Here is an 18,358-nt window from a genome sequence, read left to right as displayed (position 1 = left end):
GTCCCGTCGATGGCAGAGACCAGCCCGACCCGGATCACCAGCGTTCTGTTCGCCTGCACCTATAATTCCATCCGCTCCCCCATGGCCGAAGGGCTGTTGAAGATGCTGATGGGCAAGTCGATCTATGTCGACAGTGCCGGCGTGCGGGAAGGGGAACCGGACCCGTTCGTCACCGCCGTCATGGCGGAACTGGGGGTCGACATGTCTCGCCATCGCTGCAAGACATTCGAACAGCTGGAAGATGACAGTTTCGACCTGGTCGTGTCCCTGTCGCCGGAGGCGCAGCACCGGGCCGTTGAAATGACCCGCACCACGGCCTGCGACGTTGAATTCTGGAACACGTTTGACCCCACCCTGGTGGAAGGCAGCCGCGAGGCGCGACTCGATGCCTATCGTCAGGTTCGCGACACCTTGCTGAAGCGGCTGAAACAGCGCTTCGTGCCCGACAGGACATAGGGTTGCGGACGTTTCAAGGCTGTTGCGGGCCTATGGCCGGTCCAGCCATGCCCTTGGTGGGGAACGCCTCTGCTTTCCTTGAAAAACACTTGACCCGGGCAGTCGACGCTATCACCTATGTGCGCGTTTTACCCTCCCGAAATCAGGAAAACATGGCCAAGGAAGATCTGATCGAGTTTTCCGGCACGGTTACGGAACTGCTGCCCAACGCGATGTTCCGCGTGAAGCTCGACAACGAACATGAAGTGCTCGCCCACACCTCGGGCAAGATGCGCAAGAACCGCATCCGCGTGCTGGCTGGCGACCGCGTCAATGTCGAAATGACGCCGTACGACCTGACCAAGGGTCGGATTACCTTCCGCTTCAAGTGAGCGGCGGGAACCGAACCATGAGCATGCGCGCGGCGGCCCCGTCCGACCCTTCCGGCATTGACCGTCCGCGCCTGATCCTGGCCTCCGGTTCTCCCCGGCGGCGGGAATTGCTGGCCCAGATCGGGCTGGTGCCGGACGTGATTGATCCGGCCGATATCGATGAAAATCCCCAGGATGGCGAACTGCCGCCCGGTCATGCCCAGAGGCTGGCACGGGAGAAGGCGGACATTGTCGCGGCGCGCCATGAGGGCGCGCTGGTGCTGGCCGCCGATACGGTGGTGGGGCTGGGCCGGCGCATCCTGCCCAAGGCTGATGATGTGGACACCGCGCGCCGTTGCCTGATGATGCTGCAGGGCCGTCGCCACCGGGTCTATACCGGCGTCGCCCTGGTTGGTGCCGACGGGAAACGCTGGGCGCGGACCGTGGAAAGCCAGGTGATCTTCCGCACCCTGTCGCGGGATGAGATCGACCAGTATCTTGTTACGGGCGACTGGAAGGGCAAGGCCGGCGGCTATGCCGTTCAGGGGCTGGCCAGCCTGTTCGTGCGGCAGCTTTCCGGCAGCTACAGCAATGTCGTCGGTCTGCCGCTGACGGAGGTGGCGGGCCTGTTGCGCGCTGCCGGGATCGACGCGCTGGCACTGGCCGCCGCGCAAAAAGCCGCCGGGGGCTGATGCGCCGGCGGCTGCTGATTGACCAACGTGGGCCGCTTCGGCGCTGCGCCATGCTGTCCGACGGCATCCTGACCGACCTTGCCATCGACCATGATGACCGGCCCGTCTGGCAGGGCGCGATCGTCCAGGGCCGGGTGATGCGTCTGGTTGCTGGCCTGGATGCCGCCTTCATTGAATTTGGAGATGCAGTTCCGGGTTTTCTGGGCGCTGCGGACGTACGCCCGGCGCGGCGCGATGCCCGTATCGGGCAGGTGCTGCGCACGGGCCAGATGGTGCTGGCCCAGGTGAAGGCCGATGCCCATGACGGCAAGGGGGCGGTCCTGACCATGGACCTGTCGCTGCCCGGCCGTTTCCTTGTCCACAACCCGTTGGGCGACGGCATCCATATTTCCAAGCGCCTGGGCAAGGGCCCGGAGGTGGCGAGCTTGCGTCAGCGCCTGTCTGACAGCCTGCCCAACCAGGGCGGATGGATCGTGCGGGCCGAGGCGCTGCATGCCGAACTGTCCCTGGTGCTGGGGGAGGCGGAGGGGTTGCTGGCTGATGCGCATCGCGCGCGTGCTGCCGCTGGCGGCACCGGACCGGCGACGCTGCTGGCCCCGCCCGATGCCATCCGCCGCGCCCTAGTGGAACTGCCCCGTGATGGGCTGGCGGAGATCCTTGTCGATGGCGCAGAGATGCTGGCGGCCGTCAAAACGGCCTGCCTGTCCCTGGCACCCGACCTGCTGCCGATCCTGTCACTGCACAAGGGTGCCCGGCCGCTGTTCGACCAATGCGATCTGGATGGCGCCATTGCCGCCCTGGCGGAACGGCGCGTGCCGTTGGGGCAGGGTGGTTCGCTGGTCATCGACCGGACGGAGGCCCTGACTGTCATTGATGTGAACGGGGGAGAGCGGGGCAATCCGCTGGCCACCAACCTGGATGCCTGCCTGGAGATCGCCCGGCAGCTGCGCCTGCGCAATGTTGGCGGCATCGTGGTGGTGGATTTCGTCAACATGGCGCGGGCCGGGGATCGAGAGGCGGTGATCCAGCGCCTGTCCTCGGCTGTGGCCGATGATCCCGTGGCCACCCATGTCTATGGCATGTCGCGGCTGGGCCTGGTGGAGGTCACCCGCGCCCGCCGCGGCCCGCCGCTGGCCGATCTGTTGAGTTGAGGTGTTTTTCCATGAGTGATGAGCCCATCGATCTGTCTGCCGCCCGCCGTCCGAAGAAGGCGGCCGGATGCCCCATCTGCGGTCGTCCGCCCGTCGCCGAATTCCGCCCCTTCTGCTCCAAACGCTGCGCCGATGTGGATTTGTCGCGCTGGCTGGGGGAGGTTTATCGCGTGCCCGTGACGGATGGGCCGGGTGATGAAGAGGTGTGAAAAAAATCGTCACAAGGCGCAATTCAATGCTTTACAGCCCCGAACGCCTTGTCTATAAGGCGCACCACACCGGGCGGCGGTGACCGAAACGCGCCGGTGGTTGTGAAGTACGATGTGCCCAGGTAGCTCAGTCGGTAGAGCAGGGGATTGAAAATCCCCGTGTCGGCGGTTCGATTCCGTCCCTGGGCACCACTTCAAAAAGATCAATGAAATCAAATAGTTAGCGGCGCAATGCGCTGGTGTTTTCCGGCGGAACGCACGGTGAACATACCAACCGGGCTTTACCAACCCGTACCAACTTCGTTCTGGTGCCGTGTCAAGGCACAAAAAAAGGCGGCACCAGGTGGGCCGCCTTTCGTGTTTCCGGCTTTGGTCATGTCGATTCGGGGTCGTCGCCATCGTCACGGCCGCCGCCATTCGCTTCCATCTTCATTCGCAGGCCAAAAGCGTTATCAGCCTGGATATTGGTCACGATGTTGTAGCGGCCGAGGATCAACGTAATCGATTTCAGGCTGTGGCCAGAGATGGCCGCGATTTCCTGCGGCGTGCAGCCCGCTTCGCCCAGCCGTGTCACGGCCGTGTGACGCAGGTGCATCATGTCCAAGGCGGCGATGCCGGGACGCAATCCCGCCGCCTCGGCGCGCACGCGGTTGAAGGCGTTGCGCATGGTGTTTTCCGTGAACGGCAGGCCATCGGCCCCCGTTATCAGCCTCGTGCTGGCAATCTCCAGCCGCCCCTGTCTGCCCGCATCCTCTTCCAGCCGTCGCATCAATGCCGGCACGGCCTGGACGGGGAGGCCGACGCGGGCGCCGGTCTTGCGCTGCGTAACCCATAGGCGCCCGCCCTTCATCATGCGGCGGTCCCAGTCCCGCACATCCGATACGCGCTGGCCCAGCCAGGCGTTCAGCCTGACGGCTGTGCCGATGCCATGCTCCCCCATCGCGTCGGCGACCTGCACAAACAGATCCACATCGTCATTAGTCCAGAGTTCGGGGAGTGCCGGCGTCGGCGTTTCGGTCTCAACAGCCATCCAAGGGTTGGTTGTCGCCAGCTCTTCCGACAGGCCCCATTTCCAGACGGTCCGGCCCATGATGATGATTTTCTGTGCGCGACGCGGCAGGCCGGGCACCGCCTCTTTCCCCTTGCGGGCTGGCAGCCCGTCGAACAGCGTCTCGTACAGCTTCTTGCACGCCTTGGGGGTCACGCCCCCGACAGGCAAATCACCGCACCAGCGGCGCAGGAATTCGCAGTCGGAGCGGTATGATATGCGCGTGGCCTCGGCCAGCTTCTGATATTTGCGGCTGGACAGGTACGCGTCGATCATGTGGGCGCAGGTGCCCGGCGGGGCCTTGGCGCGTGCCAGCCGCTTGCCGGCGGGTTTGCCCGGGGTGGCCACCAGCTTCAGGTTCAGGATGACATCCGGCACCTGCGTAATCTTCCCGTCGCGCCAGTCCTGGACCATGGCGTTGATGCGTGCGGCCAGATCCCGCGCGGCACCTTCCTTGACCTGGTTGGACATGCCCAACGGAACGGTAGGCCATCCGGCCTGTTGCAACGTGGGTGCCGGTTCCCAGCTGAAGCGTGTCAGGCCGCCAGCGGCCGGCCGGGAACGGAAGTGGGGGATGCGGTGGGTGGGCATGTTCATCCTCGCTGGGGCAGCAGCGGTGAGGGGATAGCGTAGGTCAGCTGGTGTCAGGGCGCAATGCGGGAGCTTTGCACCAGCAGTTGGCCCTTGGCGGTGGTGCGCCAGTGGACCATGGTGCGCGTCCGGCCGGTGCCGTCGGTGTCGCGTACCACTTCGTTGGCGGTGCTTTCGCACAGGCGCAGCTTGGCCAGCCGCTTTGACCGCCGGTCATTGTCCGCGCAGCGCCAATGGCCCAGGCGCAACAGGGCCAGATCGGCGGGTTCGATCTGGACGGGGGCCCTATTCGTCATCGCCGGCCCCATCAAGGATGGCGTTGACCAGATCGGCAGCCGGCGGCGCGACCGATGGCGGCGCCGGCGCGGCCGTTACCGCATGCGGGGCGAGGCAGGCCAAGTGCAAGCTGTAGATCTGGCGCAGCCTGACCGCCCGTTCGGGCGATCCCGCCGACAGCGCATCAAAGGCCGGCTTGTTCTGGCCGATCCAACCGCGCAGTTCGGCCGGGTTGGACAGGCTGGTGATGCAGCTGGCCAGGACGCAATAGAGCGACAGGTAGGGCCGATCCGGGTCGGCCGGCGCCGGGGCGTCTTCCTTCATCGGCAGGCGGCCGCGCGCCGGACGGTCATTGTCCGGCGCACCCAGGCCAAGATAGCGCTGATAGAGGCCCACCGCTTACCCCCTGTCCGGCCAGATGGCCGCCAGCAGGAACGGTCCCATCAGACAAAGACCGATCAGCAGCAGGCGCAGGCGGTGGGGCGCGCGGCGGGGCATGGCTTTATTCCGCGGCCTGTGCGGCTGGGCGAACGCCGTTCGCCGCCTCCTCCCGCATTGCCGCTTCGATTTCCTTGCCATCGCCAAAGCGGAAGATGGCGGGGATGTACGCGGCCTTGTCGGGGTACCCCGCCAGATAGCACGAGAGGCCATTACGCTTTTCCTTCTGCGTGGCCTCTTTCCAGCGGGAGCCGCCCATGCCTTGATAAGCGACTGGCATGCCAAGTTTGGCATGCACGACATCCAGCGCCGGCCCGTTCAGCTTTTCTAGGTAGCCTGGCCAGTCGATGGCGCCGGCATCATCCGCCACGGCATGGGTGAGGCCAAGCTGCTTACAGGCCGCCAACGCCTCTGCTTCATCCCCGAGATCTGGTTCGGCGTTGACGCCGTTCCCGTACCAGGAGCCAGAGCGCGACGCCAGCAGGGCCATAGCCAGCTCAAGCAGATAGCTGTCTTCCTGCTCGTACAGCGCTTCCAGCACGATTGCGCCGGTCCGTCCCTTGCTGCTGCCGTACTTGCCTTCCGGCTCGGAGCGCACGCGCACATGGGGGTCGCTGTCATCGGCCTCGGTGAACAGTTTTTCCCCTGTGGTGAATTCCAGGTTCTCCCGAAAATCGTTGATGACATCCAGCACCTCCGGATCGACGGCGCGGCGATCCGGCTGGCGATGTTCCGCGCGAACCGCCAGCATGGGGGAATTCACCAAGTTGCCTTCCAAGAGGTTCAGGCAGAGATGGGCCAGCAGGGTGCGATACCCCGCCTCCCGGAACAGGGCCCGTTGCAGGGCCATGGTGCGGCCGCGCCGTGCATGCATCTTTGCCCGGCTGGGGTAGTCTGCCAGCATATCGCCGCTGGCCTTGGCCGCCTGCTTCTTGCCGGCTGCGGTGGTGGGTGCCGCCGGCAGCTTAATCAGGTCGTCATAGATGGAGACGGACAAGTCGTTTTTCAGGACCAGCACCATCGCGGCTTGTGCATCGTGCGGTACAACCGCCAGGCTGCCCTTGCGGTAAAATCCTTCCTGACTTGCCCGATAGCTATCGGGATGCCAAACAGGGTCATCCAGGATAACCTTTACCGCATGGTGCGGATAGGCGCCGCGCCGGCTTTCGGCCCGTTCCTGCATGGCTTCGATTTGCAGTATTTTCACCATACCCAGATCGACAAAGAATACCGCGTCGCTGTCCGGGTCCTCGACCACGGGGCCGTTATATTTCAGCCGACCAAACAGCGCCTTGGTTGCAGGAAAATTGCCCGCCTGCATGCGTTCCCGTAGTTGCTTTCCGTTGGCGATATGTCCCATACGGACCAACGCCAACAGGTTCGCTTGCCGTTCAGGGCTGGCGACCGTCAGTTGCCGCGCCATTTCCTTGTTGATTGTGCCGTCGGCAAGCGCTTCCTGTACCGTCGGCGTCAACTTCTCCACCAAGTTCAGCGCGATTTGCACAAACCGTTGCCCCGACTTGCCAGTCTTGCCGATGGCGTGCGCGGCGGCCGCTGTGTCGCCATCATAGTCTGTGACCAGCTTGGCGATGGCCTTCGCTTCTTCCAGCGGGGCCACATCCGTGCGGTGCATGTTTTCGATCAGTGCGATTTCCAGATGCTCACGGTCCGACATGGCGCGGATGCGCGCGGGGATGCGGACGGGGTCGGTCCCGCGCTCCCCCAGCAGGCAGCCGGCGCGCCAGCGGCGTTCCCCCACCACGATCCAAAAGCGGCCCGGCGCATCGTCGCGGGGGCGCAGCATGATGGGTTGGATGAAGCCGTGTTCTTCGATGCTGTCCGCCAGCGTGGCGATGCTGTCGGCATCGAAGCTGCGGCGGGGGTTCAGATCGCTGCGGTCGATCAGGGCGCAATCCACAGTGGTCAGCACCTCGCCTCCGAGCGGTACGGGAAGGGCGGCGGGTTCGTCGGTCGGCGCCACCACGGGCAGGGCCAGGACGGCGGCCGGATCGGCGCCGAGGGCGGTAGCCACGGCGGCATAGATGACATCGTGGATATTGGTACGTTTGCCACCTTCGATATGGGAGATGGTGCCCTGACTGACCTGGGCGGCGGCTTCCACGTCGCGGGTGGAGCGGCCGGCGGTGGTGCGCAGCAGCTTCAGGTAAGAGCCGCGCGTATCGCCGGCGGTGGGATGAAGGAACGTGGACATGGGCGGTGTCCTTCTGGTCAGCCACCCAGCAGCGTTTCAGCGCGGGCAGCGAGGATGCGGGAGGTGGAGACGTTGGAGAGGCCGGCGGCTTCCAGAATGGCGACACCATCCAGGCGCTGGCCTGTGCTGGCCTGGTATTCCCACGCGATGATGGCGAGGGGCGAGTAAAGGCGGGTGTGCGGGATCGGCGAGGGGAACCCCTGCTGTTCCAGCGCCGGCCGGCGCCGGTAGAATTCCGTCCGGCTGATCTGGAGATGCGCGGCAACGGCCGCGCAGTTCCAGAGGGTGGCAGCCAGGGGGGCGGCGTCAGTAGGGGAGATCATAGATCATCGCCCCTCTGTGCTTGAGCGCCTCGCTTCCGCCAGCCCTATGGAACAGCATCATGCAAAAATTGGCGACGTCGACAGCGTCACCCTTGATCAGGTGATTGATCAGATATTGTGCGAGATGCTCGACGGGGCAGCGGGCGGGATCATCCCATCCGCCAGCTCCATCGGCCCGCTTCCTGGCCAATTTGGCCTTCATCGCTGCGGCGAACGCATCAACCGCATGATCATCGGCATGTGCCAATGCCCTTGCCGCCGCATCATTGAGCGTGACGGATATCAATCGGGCCCGATCCGCGGCTCCCTCATCGTCTCCGCAATCGGCAATGAAGAATTCGCCTTGGTACACGATGGCGTCACCCAAAGGACCGACGGCAACGTGATAGGGCTTCGTGGCCCCCGGATCAGCGCCGCAGTCGCAAGGGCCGGGCGGCAGGGCGGGGCCGTTGTGCATGGCGCAGTCGGAACGATGGTCAACCATTGGCCACCCCCTCCTGTCCGCCCAGGCCGGGGGCGAGCGACCAGGTGTAGGGGGTGAAGTCCGGCATGGGGACGCGGGCGATGATGGTCAGGGTTCGCGCGCGGTGCGGCAGGCGGGCGATATAGCCGCGGGCTTCCAGCCCTTCGATCAGGCGATGGACACCCGACCGCGAGCGCATATCCAGTTCCCGGCCGATTTCGGCGTAGGACGGGGCCGCGCCGGCGGCATCGGTCAGTTCCTGGATGACCTGCATGCAGGCCAGTTGCTTGCGCGTCAGGCTGTAGGCGGGGCCGTCAGACATGGGCAGGGACCTTTCCACGGGCCAGAGGGCGGGACAGGCAGGCGGGCAGCGCCGGGGCGGACGGGTCGGACGCCATGGAGCGGCCGCGCGTGCGCAGATGCATTGCGGCATCCCATTCCCGCCAGCGGCGGGTGAAGGTGGCGATCTGCGACAGGTCGGATTGGGTCAGGCCCAACTGCTTCGCGGCACCCAGGGTGACGTTGTACCCGCAATCCAGGTCGTTGAAGGCGGCGATGGTGGCGCGCAGGTCAAGCATGGCCGGCCTCCGTCTGAGCCAGTAGGCGGGGCACGGCCATCAGTTGCGGGGCCGGCGCCGGGCTGCCCTCTTCGAGTGCGTCATGAAACGCAGCAGAGAGGGGGCGTATCCCCAGCAGGTCGGCATGGGCGCGGATGGCGTCCAGCAGCGCACGGGCCCCCGGCCCCTGCGCGGTAATCGTTAACAGCAAGCTGTCCTTGTAAGACATGCTCATCCCCCTTGGGCGGTGGCGAATGACGTTCGCCATCACAATGTAGGAAAATCCTACATATCGTCAAGAGCGGATGTAGGGCTTTGCTGCGTGACCGACCATGGGGTGCGTGGTTTTGTGGTGGTGCATAAGTACATGCCACCTGTCCATATAAGTGCATTCCACAGTATGCGAGGAAGGCGATGTCCTGGCTGTTGGCGCCCGCGGGGTTTTTCGGTGGACTTTTTGCAGGATGGATTTTGTACGGGATGCTGATTGGCGGCGGGCGCCACATGACCATCGGCCGCAATCCTGTGGTGCGCCAGGTCGGGGGACTTGTCATTCTTGCCCTTGCAATCGCCGGGGCTATTTGGGGGTGGAAGCTGGGCGCATGAACCCGTTGCCACCCAAATGGGAGGAACTGGCCGGTTGGGCGATGTTGGAGGCCGAATTGCGCGGCGCCGGGAGCAGCGACGCCTTCATTGATCATGCGCGGAACCGATACCGGGCAGCCATCAATAGCCGCGATCCGGCCTATCTCAGCAATGTGACTGCGGAAATCAAGTCAAGGTCAGTAGCGTCCTCGCGCCCGCCGTCGGTGGAACCGCCGAGCTCAATTGCACCGTCTATAGCCCCCAATACCACCCCGCCCCAGGCCACCGTGATTGAGGCCGTGCCGATGGCGGGGGGCGACAAAAAGCCCAAACCGATCAAATGGGATTGGATCGGTTTGGCCATTATTTTGATATTAATCATGAGCTATTTTGGCAGCGCGGCCCAAAGATCGTACCGAAATGATAGGGACGCTTACATTATTCAAGGTATGGTATTGTGCGTATCGGTCGTGTTGGCATTCTGGATGAAAGTACATAGAAATATTTACTTTGCGCTTAGGCTAGATAGATTTGATATTTTTATGGCTGTGTCGTGGTGGATTTTTGTATCGACTTGGGCGCTTTCGATATCGTCAAGAAGTTATCGGTTCCATGATTACGTCGATAGAAACTGGTGGAAATATTTGCTGCCAGCGGTGGCCATGGTGGTGATTAGGCGTCTGTATCACTGGGCAAAGCAAAAATAGATGAAGTTGTTTCATTCTTTGGGCCGGCCGGCGGTGCCATGAAGTGTGAAGAATTGTGCTGCGGCCCTGGTGGCAGAGCGAATATCCGGTAAGCGCAGCGGTGCAGATGGGCCAGCAGATATTCGGCCATGGGCAACCAATCATCCTGTTCCAGCCGGTGGCGGTCACGTTTCACGACAGGCCAGTGCTTGCGACTGCGGGCCAGTGCGTAGGTCAGGCAGATGCGAAGATCCTGCGCATCCTGCTCTGTCAGCGGTGCGGGCGGTCGGTCAGGGTGGTCCATGGGCGGCATCCTTTCATGCCGATCATGGCTTTCTTCGTGGAACAAAACAAGAACATGCAGCGCGCGCCCCTTAGTCGCGCGCCTGGAATGACAAGCGAAGGTCGAGGGCATCCGCGATCGACATCAAGGTGGAAAGGGTCGGATTTCCCCCGTCGCCCAAAGCCTTATACAGGCCTTCGCGTGTGACGCCCGTGCGGCGCGCAAGGTCCGCCATGCCGCGCGCCCGTGCGGCGATGGACAAGGCCCGGACCAGGAATGCCGAATCGTTTTCTTCCGCGGCAGCTTCAAGAAACGCGGCGATGCGGGCGGGCGTATCCAGATGCTGGGCCGGATCGAAGGGAGAGGTTTCGGTGATTTCACCCATCGGGTGTCTCCGTCAGTTGGGAAGGCAGGTTGGCGGCCAGCTTGCGCGCCGTCGTGATATCCCTGGACTGCGTGGTCTTGTCCCCGCCGCAGAGAAGGATAACCAGAACGGGGCCGCGCTGGGTCAGATAAACGCGATAGCCGGGGCCATAATCAATCCGCAATTCCGAGATGCCGCCGCCGACCGACTTGATGTCGCCGGCGTTGCCATCGGCCAGCCTGACCAGGCGGGTGATGATGCGCGCATGTGCCCGGTTGTCCCGCAGGTCGGCGAGCCATTTGGCGAATTGAGTGGTTTGGCGGATCGTGATCATGGGAGAATGTGTAAACTATAGTTCACAGTTTGGCAAGCGGTTTTTTAGGTTGCGAGGCGCACACTATCGTAATCAGCCTAAGACTATTGGTATAATGCCCGCAAAAGAGGTGACACCCGTTTGGATGCGTCCTATTGTAGTAATAGGCAGCCGGGTCATATCAGGCCGGGTCTGCCTCCTGGACGCCAATCCAGGGGCAGCATGGGTGTTGACGCACCCAAGGGACAAGCGCGCGCTCGATGCCGGTTCCACCCGGCCCGGCCGGCATCTAAGGATATGCAGGAAAAGGTTGAAGAAAAAGACATCAAGCGGATAGCCAATGACAATCATTCAGAATGGCGCCGGGAGCGCCAAGCGGAGCTATGCGCGTTGTTGGACCAGCTATTTCCGGCGGGCAGTGGCGAAATCCGCCAGCATGGCCGCGCCGGACGCCATGGCGTCCGGGGCACGGAACCGATCATCGGTTGATGCGTGGGTGTAGAGCGTCGCGGCCATATGGGCCGCCTCGTCCGGCTGTATGCCGGTAATCCCCAGCCGCTGGAATACCGCCACCAGGCAATCGGCCAGCAGGGTGGTGTTGATGGAGGTCGTGCCGGGATCAATGCCCAGGCCCCGTAGCAGATCAACAACAGGCACCTGGAGAAGTTGGGCAGTAGGTTCCAACTGATCCAGCCTTAGTTGCTGCTGCCCATTGACGATGGCTGTTGCCTGCACCCGCACGCGATTGAGTGCGGTGGCGAGATCCTGATGGGTCAACCCCCGCTCGCGCATCTGCTCTCGGAGCCAGTTATTTTGTGTCGTCTCCATGTGTAGATAATCCGTGAGGTCGAGCTTCAAAGCATGCCGTAAGTGCCTACCGTTACAGTTGACATAAGGTAGGAATTTCCTACATGTTGGGGCCATGACGAACGATGCCCCCCTTCCTGTCGCCCGATCAGTCATCCAGAAGCTGGGTGGCGTCGGCATAACTGCGGCCGTTTGTAAGCTGAAACACCCGACGGTTTGCGCGTGGGATCGGCCAAAGGACCGCAAAGGCACCGGCGGCTTGATCCCCGCGCGCCATCACGCGCCGATCCTGGCCTATGCCCGCGCGCACAATATCCCCCTGACAGCGGCCGACCTGATCCCCGATGCGGGGGAGGTGGCGGCATGACCCGATGCGGGCTGGCTCCCTGGACGCGTGTGTACATCGCGGGCTTGCTGGCCTTGCGCCCTCGCCGCCGACGGCCTGCCCGACATCGCGCATGGGGCCAGCGGGCCATGACGCTGGCCGCAAAGCATATATGGCCCCGTCTTCGGGACCAAAATCCGTGGGTGACGCCATGAGCGCGGTCCATCCAGTCTCCATCGTCGGCGATATAGGGTCCGCGATGGTGGCGCGCGGTGGGGAAAGCGGCCGATCTCCGGGTCGTCTTTCCCCGCCGCATGCGCCCATGGATTGGATCGACGCCCGCGCCTTCGCCTTCACCCTGATCATCGCATCGGCCAAGCCGCACGGGCAGGTGTGGCACGAGCTGCGGCGTGCGCAGGGGTTCCCCGGCCGGCGACGGCGGATCGATCCGCCCTTTTCGGTGGTGCTGGACGCCGTGGCCGCCCTGGTCCTGTCCGCCAACCAGCCGGGCCCGGATCAGAGCCGTGAATTTGCCGTGCTGGTCATGTTGTACCGGCCGGCGATGGAGGGGGCGGCATGAAGCAAGCATGGTCCCCATCCGCGAAATCCTTTTTCGCCCGACCCAAGGTGGCCGGAGCGGCGATCCCCACCGCCGCCCCGGCCTTGCCGTTTGTGGAATTGCCCCGGTGCCAACCAGCGACATCCAACCGTCCGGCGGGATCAGCATCTCGCCATGGGGTTGGACAAAAAATGGGGCAGATCACCCAAGAAATTCGCGCGGCTGTTGACGCGGCGCGCCCGGAAGATATCGCCGCCCGGTGGCGCGGCTTCCTGCGCTTGCAATATGCGGAGGGCCATAGGGCCAAAGCCATCGCGCGGGATTTCGAGATCCCAGTGAAGACCGCAGAACGCTGGCTGGCCCCCGATGGCCCGGCGCCCAGTGCCGTCAACCTTATGCGCGCAGCGCTGATCTTTGGCTATGGCGCCCTGGAATGCGTCCTGATGCCGGCGGCCCAGGCAGCGCCCGCGCGGCGCACCACCATAACCGACATCGCCGCCAAGCTGGACGATCTGGCCGTCCAGATGGCGCGGATAAGGGAGGTCACATGTCCCCCATCCTGACCATATCGCGTGCCGTCAGCATTGGCGGTCGCATGGCCCTGCTGTCGGCGCCGTTCGACCGGCAAGGGCGCATCGTGCAGGGCGTCGGCATCAACCCCATGGCGCCCGAGTGGTACGAGCCGTTCCGGCGGGTCGTGCGCCTGTTCGCCGGGCTGGCCAGCACCGTGGAGTTGCCGGCCGCCGTGCGCCGGGAGGCCGACGCGGACAGGGTGGGCGCGCAGATCGCCGAGCATCTGGCCCAGATGGAGCATGCCTATCGGTGCGCGGCGATCGATGCGTACCGCGCCATGGATGCGGCGCAGGGTCCGGCCGGGGAGGGCGGTGGCCATGCCGTCCTTTGATCCCCAGGATTTTCCGGCCGATATCGAAATGATGGTTGCGGCCGCCAATTGGTGCCTGACCCCGACCCCGCAGGCGTGGGCGCGATTGTGCGCGGCACGGAATACGCCGATGGCGATGCCGGCGGACATGGGGCCGATCATCGACGCCATTGACGAGGTCAAGCGCGCGTGTGACGGGCAGGCGCCGCGCATGGCCGTGGCGCAGGCCGCCCGCGCGCGGCTGTCGGTCGCCCTGGAAAAGGCCGCGCATGATCGACGCGCGGCGAATGGCATTCGCCGGAAGCCGGTGGGGACGAAGACCGCCCGGCCGGTGTCGCCGCCTCCTCCCTCAGCTGATGCCTTTCCGGAGGATGGTGCCGGACAATGGTGGCAGCGATGAGCCAGGGGCCAACGACACAGCAGATATCCGACCTGTTGCGCGACCGTATCGCGGAACTGCCGGCGGTATGGGGCCTGTCGGGCGAGCTGCGGCACAATGATTTCGTCTGCCTGTCGCCGTTCCGCGATGACCGGCATGCCGGCAGTTTCCGCATCGCCGTCCGGGGCAAGTGCCAGGGGCTGATCAAGGATTTCAGCGAGGGCAAGCAATGGTCGGCCCTAAGCTTCACGGCCGATCTGTGGTTCGGGGGCGATGCGCGCCAGGCGGTGGCATGGGCCAAGGCCTGGCTTGGCCTGGACGGGACGGACCCCAACAGTTTCGCCCGTACCATCGCCGCGAAGGAGGAACGCGCCCGTCAGGACCAGGATTGGGAAGCGCAGGTCGAGAGAGCGCGGCGGAAGGCCCAGGCCATGTATCTGTCGGCCATGCCCCAGGTGATGGACACGCCGGTGGATGCATATTTGCTGGGACGTGGCATCGATCTGGCCCGGCTGCACTTTGCGGACCGATGGTTTCGCGGGGTGCGGTTTCACCCCGCGTTGTGGAACAAGGAAGCCGGCCGTGAGCTGCCGGCCATGGTCGCCGCCATCACCGCCGATGACGGCACTTTCCTGTCCGTCCATCGCACCTGGCTGGCGCCGGACGGCAAAGGAGGGTGGGGCAAGGCCCCCTTGGCGGAACCCAAGCTGAGCTTTGGCAGCTTTGCCGGGCGCAATGGGTTGATCCGTCTTTGGCGCGGGGTGCGCATCAATGCGGAGACGGGACAGGTTAACCGATTGCCGGCATGGCGGGACATGCGGCACGGGGAAATGGTGCATATCACCGAAGGGATCGAGGATGCCCTAAGCGTGGCCGTGGAGATCCCGGAAGCACGCTGCGTCGCCGGCGTCAGCATCGACAATATGGTCGGCCAGCAGTGGCCCGATCCCATAACCCATGTGGCCGTTTGGGCGCAGAACGATCCGCCGGATAGCCCGGCGGCCGCGCGCATGGCCATGCTGGTCAGCAAATACCGGGCGCAGGGGAAAACCGTGCTGTTGCCCCGCCCGCCGGAAGGAACCAAGGACGTGAACGACGTGCTGAAACAGGCGCGGGGTGCAGCAGTGCAGCCGGACCGCCGTGGGAGCCATGCCGCATGAGCCCGCCCCCCGATGACGGCAAGGTCGTGCATATGTCGGAAGTTCGCCGCATGCTGGACGAGGCGGAGGCGCGGTCGCCGGGCCAGGCGGACCAGCTGGCCCAGGCCCTGACCCAGCCGGGGGCGGGAGCGCCGCCGCCGGCCGAACCGCCGCCACCGCACGAAGATGACGGGGATGGCGAGGGGGATGGCCCTGTGGATTATGACGGGCACCTTCCGGCCGGGTGCCCTGTCACGGCGCTGGGGATCTATGGCGATGTCTATTGGTACCTGGACGCGCTCGGCCAGCTGCGCAACCTGAAGGCCAAGGATCATAGCCGGCTGAATATCCAGGCGCTTTTCGGGGAGGAGGCGGCCGACTACCTGCGCCGGCATTGGGCCAGCCTGAAAAAGACCGTGGTGGAGACGCCCGGCGGCCTGGTTGAGAAATGGATCGTGACCGGGTGGAAGCCCGAGCTGGTCGCCGAAGCGCTGATGGCGCAGGCGGCAAAGGCCGGCGTGTGGAGCCCACAGGACCGGGTGCGTGGTACGGGCGCATGGCCCGGCAAGGATGGCGGGATCATCCTGCATCTGGGCGACGCCCTGCTGTGTGTCGATAAGACGGGACGGCAGTGGGAGGAGGCGCCGGGATTGGTGGACGGCTATGTCTATCCGTCCGGCCGGCGCGGGCTGCGGCCAGCCGCCAAGGCCCAGCCCGCCGGTGACAAGGGGCCGGCGGCCTGGTTGAAATCGCTGTTCATGCGCTGGACGCTGGAACGCGGAGAGACAGACGCGCATCTGATGCTTGGCGTCTGTGTGGCGGCCCTCATTGCCGGTGCCCTGCCCCGACGCCCCGTGCATTGGACCACGGGCGGATATGGCACGGGCAAAAGCGCCCTGCAGGATGCACAGCGGTGGCTGCACGGCCCCGGCGGTGCCTTGCAGACAGCGGACGGCACGGCGGCCGGCATCCGGCAGGCCCTGAAATATTCATCCTTCCCGATCTGGATCGACGAGGCCGAAGCCAGGGAGGATAACCGCAAGCTGGCGGCCCTGTTGGAGCTGGCCCGATCGGCGCATACGGGCGCCATGGCCGTGCGCGGTGGGTCCGACCACGAGAACGCAACCTTCAATTTGTACTCGGTCGTGGGCTTCAGCTCGATCCTGATGCCGCCCATGAAGCCGCAGGACATGAGCCGCATGCTTGTGTTCCGGCTGGGGCCGCTGGCCAAGGGGGCGAAGGCGCCGGATATCTCGGAAGAGAAGATGGCCACCATCGGCGCCCGCCTGTTGCGACGGGTGATCGACCGATGGCCAGCCTTTCCGGAGACGCTGGCCGCCTATCGCGGGGCCATGGAGCGGGCGGGGCATGTGGCCCGTGGCCAGGACGTGTTTGGCACCACGCTGGCGCTGGCGCATCTGGCGTTACAGGACGATGAGCCAAGCGCGGAGCATGACCTGGACCCGTGGACGGCGCGCTTGCCCGCATCGGCCATCGCCGAGGCCCAGCCCGACGCGGACGAGTACAGCTGTATCACGCATCTGATGACCAGCGTCGTGGAGGACCCGCACGACCGACGACGGTTGACCGTGGCCGATTGGGTGCGCATGGCCGCGGCCGAGGCGACCAGCAGCCACACGGCCGGCGAGATGGACGACATCGCCGCCAAGATGGAGCGGGCCCAGGCCGTGCTTGGCGGCATCGGCATGCGGGTGCATCGCCAGTATCTGGTGCCCTATCTGGCGGTGGCCAACCAGTCCACCGGGCTCAACAGGCTGATGCAGGGCACGCACTGGCACAGCGCGGCCGACACGAAAGGCGTGTGGGTGCAGACGCTGGAGCGATTGCCGGGGGCGATCCGGCCGGAGCCGGGGGGCGACGGCAAGCCCAAGAAGATACGCATCGGCGGCTATCCAAGCCGCGCCTTGCTTGTCCCCGTCTCTATCTGTCTGCCGGATGGCGACAGCCATCCACACGCACAGCATCCACCAGCCGCCCCGACCCGCCCGCCGGACCAGCCACCATGGCCCGGGGCGGATGGTGGGGCCGCTGCACAACCCCGCCTGGACGTGGACCGTGGGCCGCCCGACCCCGGCCCCGACCCATGGCCCCTGGACGATGGCGATCCCGGCCCCCTTTAGCCCCGCCCCGACCCGCGTCGCGCAGACATGAATAAACGCGGGTTGGTGTTGGGCGGGATGGGTCGGGGGTGGGTGGTACGGGATAACGGTACGGCAGTGGTACGGAAAACGTCAGCGTTTTCAATGCTGTACCACCGTGCCACCGGTACCACCCGCGACGGTCAATGTATGTGCATGGGCGCGAGTGTGCGCGTGGTTGTGTGGTGGTACAGGTGGTACGGTGGTACAGATAGGTAGATATACCTTTGTTTCCAAAGGGATAGACCGTACCGCCAGCCGTACCGCCGCCAGTACCACCGCCAGGGATTAAATAGGGGGGTGATATGGGTGCTGGGAGCGAAGATCGGGTGACGGGTATCGCCGCCGCGCTGGCGGAGGTGGCGACAGGACCACTGTCCGCTCCCGCCGATGGGGGCCAGCAGGCGGACCTATGGGAGGATGGCGAGGGCGTGGGTGCGGGGCCGCTGGACGATCCCTTGACGCATCTCGGCACCGACCTATTCCAACGGCCGCGTCGGGGCGGGGGCAGGCCAAAGGGCAGCCAGAACCGCAGCACCGAGGCTTGGCGCGCGTTCTTCCTGTCGCAGCGACGTGACCCGGCGTTGGTGCTGGGGGACGTCTACAGCATGTCGGTGGAGGAACTGGCCGGGCGGCTGGGCTGCGATCGGCTCGACGCCATCAAGGTGCAGATGCGGGCGGCCGAAATCCTGATGCCCTTCCTGCATGCCAAGCAACCGCTCGCTATCAAGGCCGAGGGCAATCTACCGACCCTGCACCTGCACATGCCCTACGTCCCGGCATCGGCCAGTGGTGCCGCGAACGACGGCGGGGTGTTGGACTTGTTCGCCAGTGAAATGCAGCAAAATCAAGGGCTTGGCTTACCGCCCGCTGACCCGGTTGGTATGGCACAGTTGGTAGGCGGTGAAATGATAGAACAATATCAACATGTTACCGCATCGCCGCAGGGGATTGAACATCCGGCAGCGGGCGACGATGGGCGCGATATGATCGCGCACGATGCATCGCGCAAGCCCCCCCCGACCGCGACATGGGGGGCACCCCCCCCAGCCGATGTGCCGCCCGTCTCTCCCCTATCGGATCAGCAGGTTCACAAAGTTTGAATTCTGG

General features: G+C 64.8%; 27 protein-coding genes and 1 tRNA gene. 15 read left to right on the top strand and 13 right to left on the bottom strand.

The features are described from left to right. Positions 1–9: 9 nt before the first annotated feature. From ACODTW_RS03895 to ACODTW_RS03870, 6 genes are all read left to right on the top strand, one after another. Entirely contained in the window at positions 10–456 is a 447-nt protein-coding gene (locus ACODTW_RS03895; protein WP_488944598.1) for an arsenate reductase ArsC, read from the top strand. Positions 457–608: 152 nt separating this feature from the next. Beyond that, a complete protein-coding gene (infA, locus tag ACODTW_RS03890) occupies positions 609–827 on the top strand; it encodes a translation initiation factor IF-1 (protein WP_028097283.1) in 219 nt (72 codons plus the stop codon). Between the two features lie 17 nt (positions 828–844). Next, the gene (locus ACODTW_RS03885; protein ID WP_488944597.1) at positions 845–1,498 is read left to right on the top strand and encodes a Maf family protein; all 654 of its coding nucleotides are present in this window, start codon (positions 845–847) and stop codon (positions 1,496–1,498) included. After that, positions 1,498–2,649: a ribonuclease E/G gene (locus tag ACODTW_RS03880; RefSeq protein ID WP_488944596.1), complete on the top strand. Its 1,152-nt coding sequence runs from the start codon at positions 1,498–1,500 to the stop codon at positions 2,647–2,649. The genes ACODTW_RS03885 and ACODTW_RS03880 overlap by 1 nt, the downstream gene beginning before the upstream one ends. 11 nt (positions 2,650–2,660) lie before the next feature. Next, a complete protein-coding gene (locus tag ACODTW_RS03875) occupies positions 2,661–2,858 on the top strand; it encodes a DNA gyrase inhibitor YacG (protein WP_488944595.1) in 198 nt (65 codons plus the stop codon). A 116-nt stretch (positions 2,859–2,974) separates the two neighbouring features. Continuing rightward, positions 2,975–3,050: transfer RNA gene (locus ACODTW_RS03870), tRNA-Phe, on the top strand. Positions 3,051–3,231: 181 nt separating this feature from the next. Here ACODTW_RS03870 and ACODTW_RS03865 read toward each other — a convergent pair. The 9 genes from ACODTW_RS03865 to ACODTW_RS03825 all read right to left on the bottom strand — a co-directional run bounded on the left by ACODTW_RS03865 (position 3,232) and on the right by ACODTW_RS03825 (position 8,995). Next, positions 3,232–4,377, bottom strand: coding sequence for a site-specific integrase (locus ACODTW_RS03865; RefSeq protein WP_488944594.1), 1,146 nt, complete (start codon positions 4,375–4,377; stop codon positions 3,232–3,234). A gap of 173 nt (positions 4,378–4,550) precedes the next feature. Further along, complete coding sequence (locus ACODTW_RS03860; protein WP_488944593.1) at positions 4,551–4,793, bottom strand: hypothetical protein; 243 nt, start codon at positions 4,791–4,793, stop codon at positions 4,551–4,553. Beyond that, the gene (locus ACODTW_RS03855) at positions 4,783–5,169 is read right to left on the bottom strand and encodes a hypothetical protein (protein ID WP_488944592.1); all 387 of its coding nucleotides are present in this window, start codon (positions 5,167–5,169) and stop codon (positions 4,783–4,785) included. Before ACODTW_RS03855 ends, ACODTW_RS03860 begins: the two co-directional genes overlap by 11 nt. Positions 5,170–5,275: 106 nt before the next feature. Further along, positions 5,276–7,423, bottom strand: coding sequence for a ParB/RepB/Spo0J family partition protein (locus ACODTW_RS03850; protein ID WP_488944591.1), 2,148 nt, complete (start codon positions 7,421–7,423; stop codon positions 5,276–5,278). Positions 7,424–7,440: 17 nt separating this feature from the next. Beyond that, positions 7,441–7,746 carry a hypothetical protein gene (locus tag ACODTW_RS03845; RefSeq protein ID WP_488944590.1) on the bottom strand — a complete coding sequence of 102 codons (306 nt, stop codon included), beginning with the start codon at positions 7,744–7,746 and terminating at the stop codon, positions 7,441–7,443. Continuing rightward, entirely contained in the window at positions 7,730–8,230 is a 501-nt protein-coding gene (locus ACODTW_RS03840) for a hypothetical protein (RefSeq protein WP_488944589.1), read from the bottom strand. The genes ACODTW_RS03845 and ACODTW_RS03840 overlap by 17 nt, the downstream gene beginning before the upstream one ends. Beyond that, positions 8,223–8,531: a LexA family protein gene (locus ACODTW_RS03835; protein ID WP_488944588.1), complete on the bottom strand. Its 309-nt coding sequence runs from the start codon at positions 8,529–8,531 to the stop codon at positions 8,223–8,225. The genes ACODTW_RS03840 and ACODTW_RS03835 overlap by 8 nt, the downstream gene beginning before the upstream one ends. Beyond that, complete coding sequence (locus ACODTW_RS03830; RefSeq protein ID WP_488944586.1) at positions 8,524–8,787, bottom strand: hypothetical protein; 264 nt, start codon at positions 8,785–8,787, stop codon at positions 8,524–8,526. The genes ACODTW_RS03835 and ACODTW_RS03830 overlap by 8 nt, the downstream gene beginning before the upstream one ends. Then, positions 8,780–8,995, bottom strand: coding sequence for a hypothetical protein (locus ACODTW_RS03825; protein WP_488944585.1), 216 nt, complete (start codon positions 8,993–8,995; stop codon positions 8,780–8,782). Before ACODTW_RS03825 ends, ACODTW_RS03830 begins: the two co-directional genes overlap by 8 nt. 185 nt (positions 8,996–9,180) lie before the next feature. Here ACODTW_RS03825 and ACODTW_RS03820 point away from each other — a divergent pair, with 185 nt between their 5' ends. Further along, positions 9,181–9,372: a hypothetical protein gene (locus ACODTW_RS03820; protein WP_488944584.1), complete on the top strand. Its 192-nt coding sequence runs from the start codon at positions 9,181–9,183 to the stop codon at positions 9,370–9,372. Continuing rightward, positions 9,369–10,058, top strand: a complete 690-nt coding sequence (locus ACODTW_RS03815; RefSeq protein ID WP_488944583.1) for a hypothetical protein — start codon at positions 9,369–9,371, stop codon at positions 10,056–10,058. The genes ACODTW_RS03820 and ACODTW_RS03815 overlap by 4 nt, the downstream gene beginning before the upstream one ends. Here the strand turns inward: ACODTW_RS03815 and ACODTW_RS03810 are convergent. From ACODTW_RS03810 to ACODTW_RS03795, 4 genes are all read right to left on the bottom strand, one after another. Then, complete coding sequence (locus ACODTW_RS03810) at positions 10,024–10,341, bottom strand: hypothetical protein (RefSeq protein WP_488944582.1); 318 nt, start codon at positions 10,339–10,341, stop codon at positions 10,024–10,026. The genes ACODTW_RS03815 and ACODTW_RS03810 overlap by 35 nt on opposite strands. A 70-nt stretch (positions 10,342–10,411) precedes the next feature. Beyond that, entirely contained in the window at positions 10,412–10,705 is a 294-nt protein-coding gene (locus ACODTW_RS03805) for an addiction module antidote protein (protein WP_488944581.1), read from the bottom strand. Beyond that, a complete protein-coding gene (locus ACODTW_RS03800; protein WP_488944580.1) occupies positions 10,698–11,018 on the bottom strand; it encodes a type II toxin-antitoxin system RelE/ParE family toxin in 321 nt (106 codons plus the stop codon). The genes ACODTW_RS03805 and ACODTW_RS03800 overlap by 8 nt, the downstream gene beginning before the upstream one ends. Positions 11,019–11,399: 381 nt before the next feature. After that, positions 11,400–11,825, bottom strand: coding sequence for a hypothetical protein (locus ACODTW_RS03795; RefSeq protein ID WP_488944579.1), 426 nt, complete (start codon positions 11,823–11,825; stop codon positions 11,400–11,402). A 626-nt stretch (positions 11,826–12,451) separates the two neighbouring features. Between ACODTW_RS03795 and ACODTW_RS03790 the strand changes: the two genes are divergently transcribed. The 7 genes from ACODTW_RS03790 (at position 12,452) to ACODTW_RS03760 (ending at position 18,351) form a co-directional block, all read left to right on the top strand. Continuing rightward, positions 12,452–12,709 carry a hypothetical protein gene (locus tag ACODTW_RS03790; protein WP_488944578.1) on the top strand — a complete coding sequence of 86 codons (258 nt, stop codon included), beginning with the start codon at positions 12,452–12,454 and terminating at the stop codon, positions 12,707–12,709. Positions 12,710–13,023: 314 nt separating this feature from the next. Further along, entirely contained in the window at positions 13,024–13,251 is a 228-nt protein-coding gene (locus tag ACODTW_RS03785; protein WP_488944577.1) for a hypothetical protein, read from the top strand. Next, complete coding sequence (locus ACODTW_RS03780; protein WP_488944576.1) at positions 13,236–13,592, top strand: hypothetical protein; 357 nt, start codon at positions 13,236–13,238, stop codon at positions 13,590–13,592. Before ACODTW_RS03785 ends, ACODTW_RS03780 begins: the two co-directional genes overlap by 16 nt. A 109-nt stretch (positions 13,593–13,701) precedes the next feature. After that, positions 13,702–13,971 (top strand): hypothetical protein, encoded by a 270-nt coding sequence (locus ACODTW_RS03775; RefSeq protein WP_488944575.1) that lies wholly within the window; start codon positions 13,702–13,704, stop codon positions 13,969–13,971. Then, positions 13,968–15,110, top strand: a complete 1,143-nt coding sequence (locus ACODTW_RS03770) for a DUF7146 domain-containing protein (RefSeq protein ID WP_488944574.1) — start codon at positions 13,968–13,970, stop codon at positions 15,108–15,110. The genes ACODTW_RS03775 and ACODTW_RS03770 overlap by 4 nt, the downstream gene beginning before the upstream one ends. Further along, positions 15,107–17,230: a hypothetical protein gene (locus ACODTW_RS03765; protein WP_488944573.1), complete on the top strand. Its 2,124-nt coding sequence runs from the start codon at positions 15,107–15,109 to the stop codon at positions 17,228–17,230. Before ACODTW_RS03770 ends, ACODTW_RS03765 begins: the two co-directional genes overlap by 4 nt. Before the next feature lie 347 nt (positions 17,231–17,577). Continuing rightward, positions 17,578–18,351, top strand: a complete 774-nt coding sequence (locus ACODTW_RS03760) for a hypothetical protein (protein WP_488944572.1) — start codon at positions 17,578–17,580, stop codon at positions 18,349–18,351. Positions 18,352–18,358 lie beyond the last annotated feature (7 nt).

It is taken from the genome of Niveispirillum sp. FG148, from assembly GCF_057809655.1.
The sequence above is the reverse complement of the archived record's forward strand: the minus strand, read 5'-3'. Positions and strand labels throughout refer to the sequence as shown.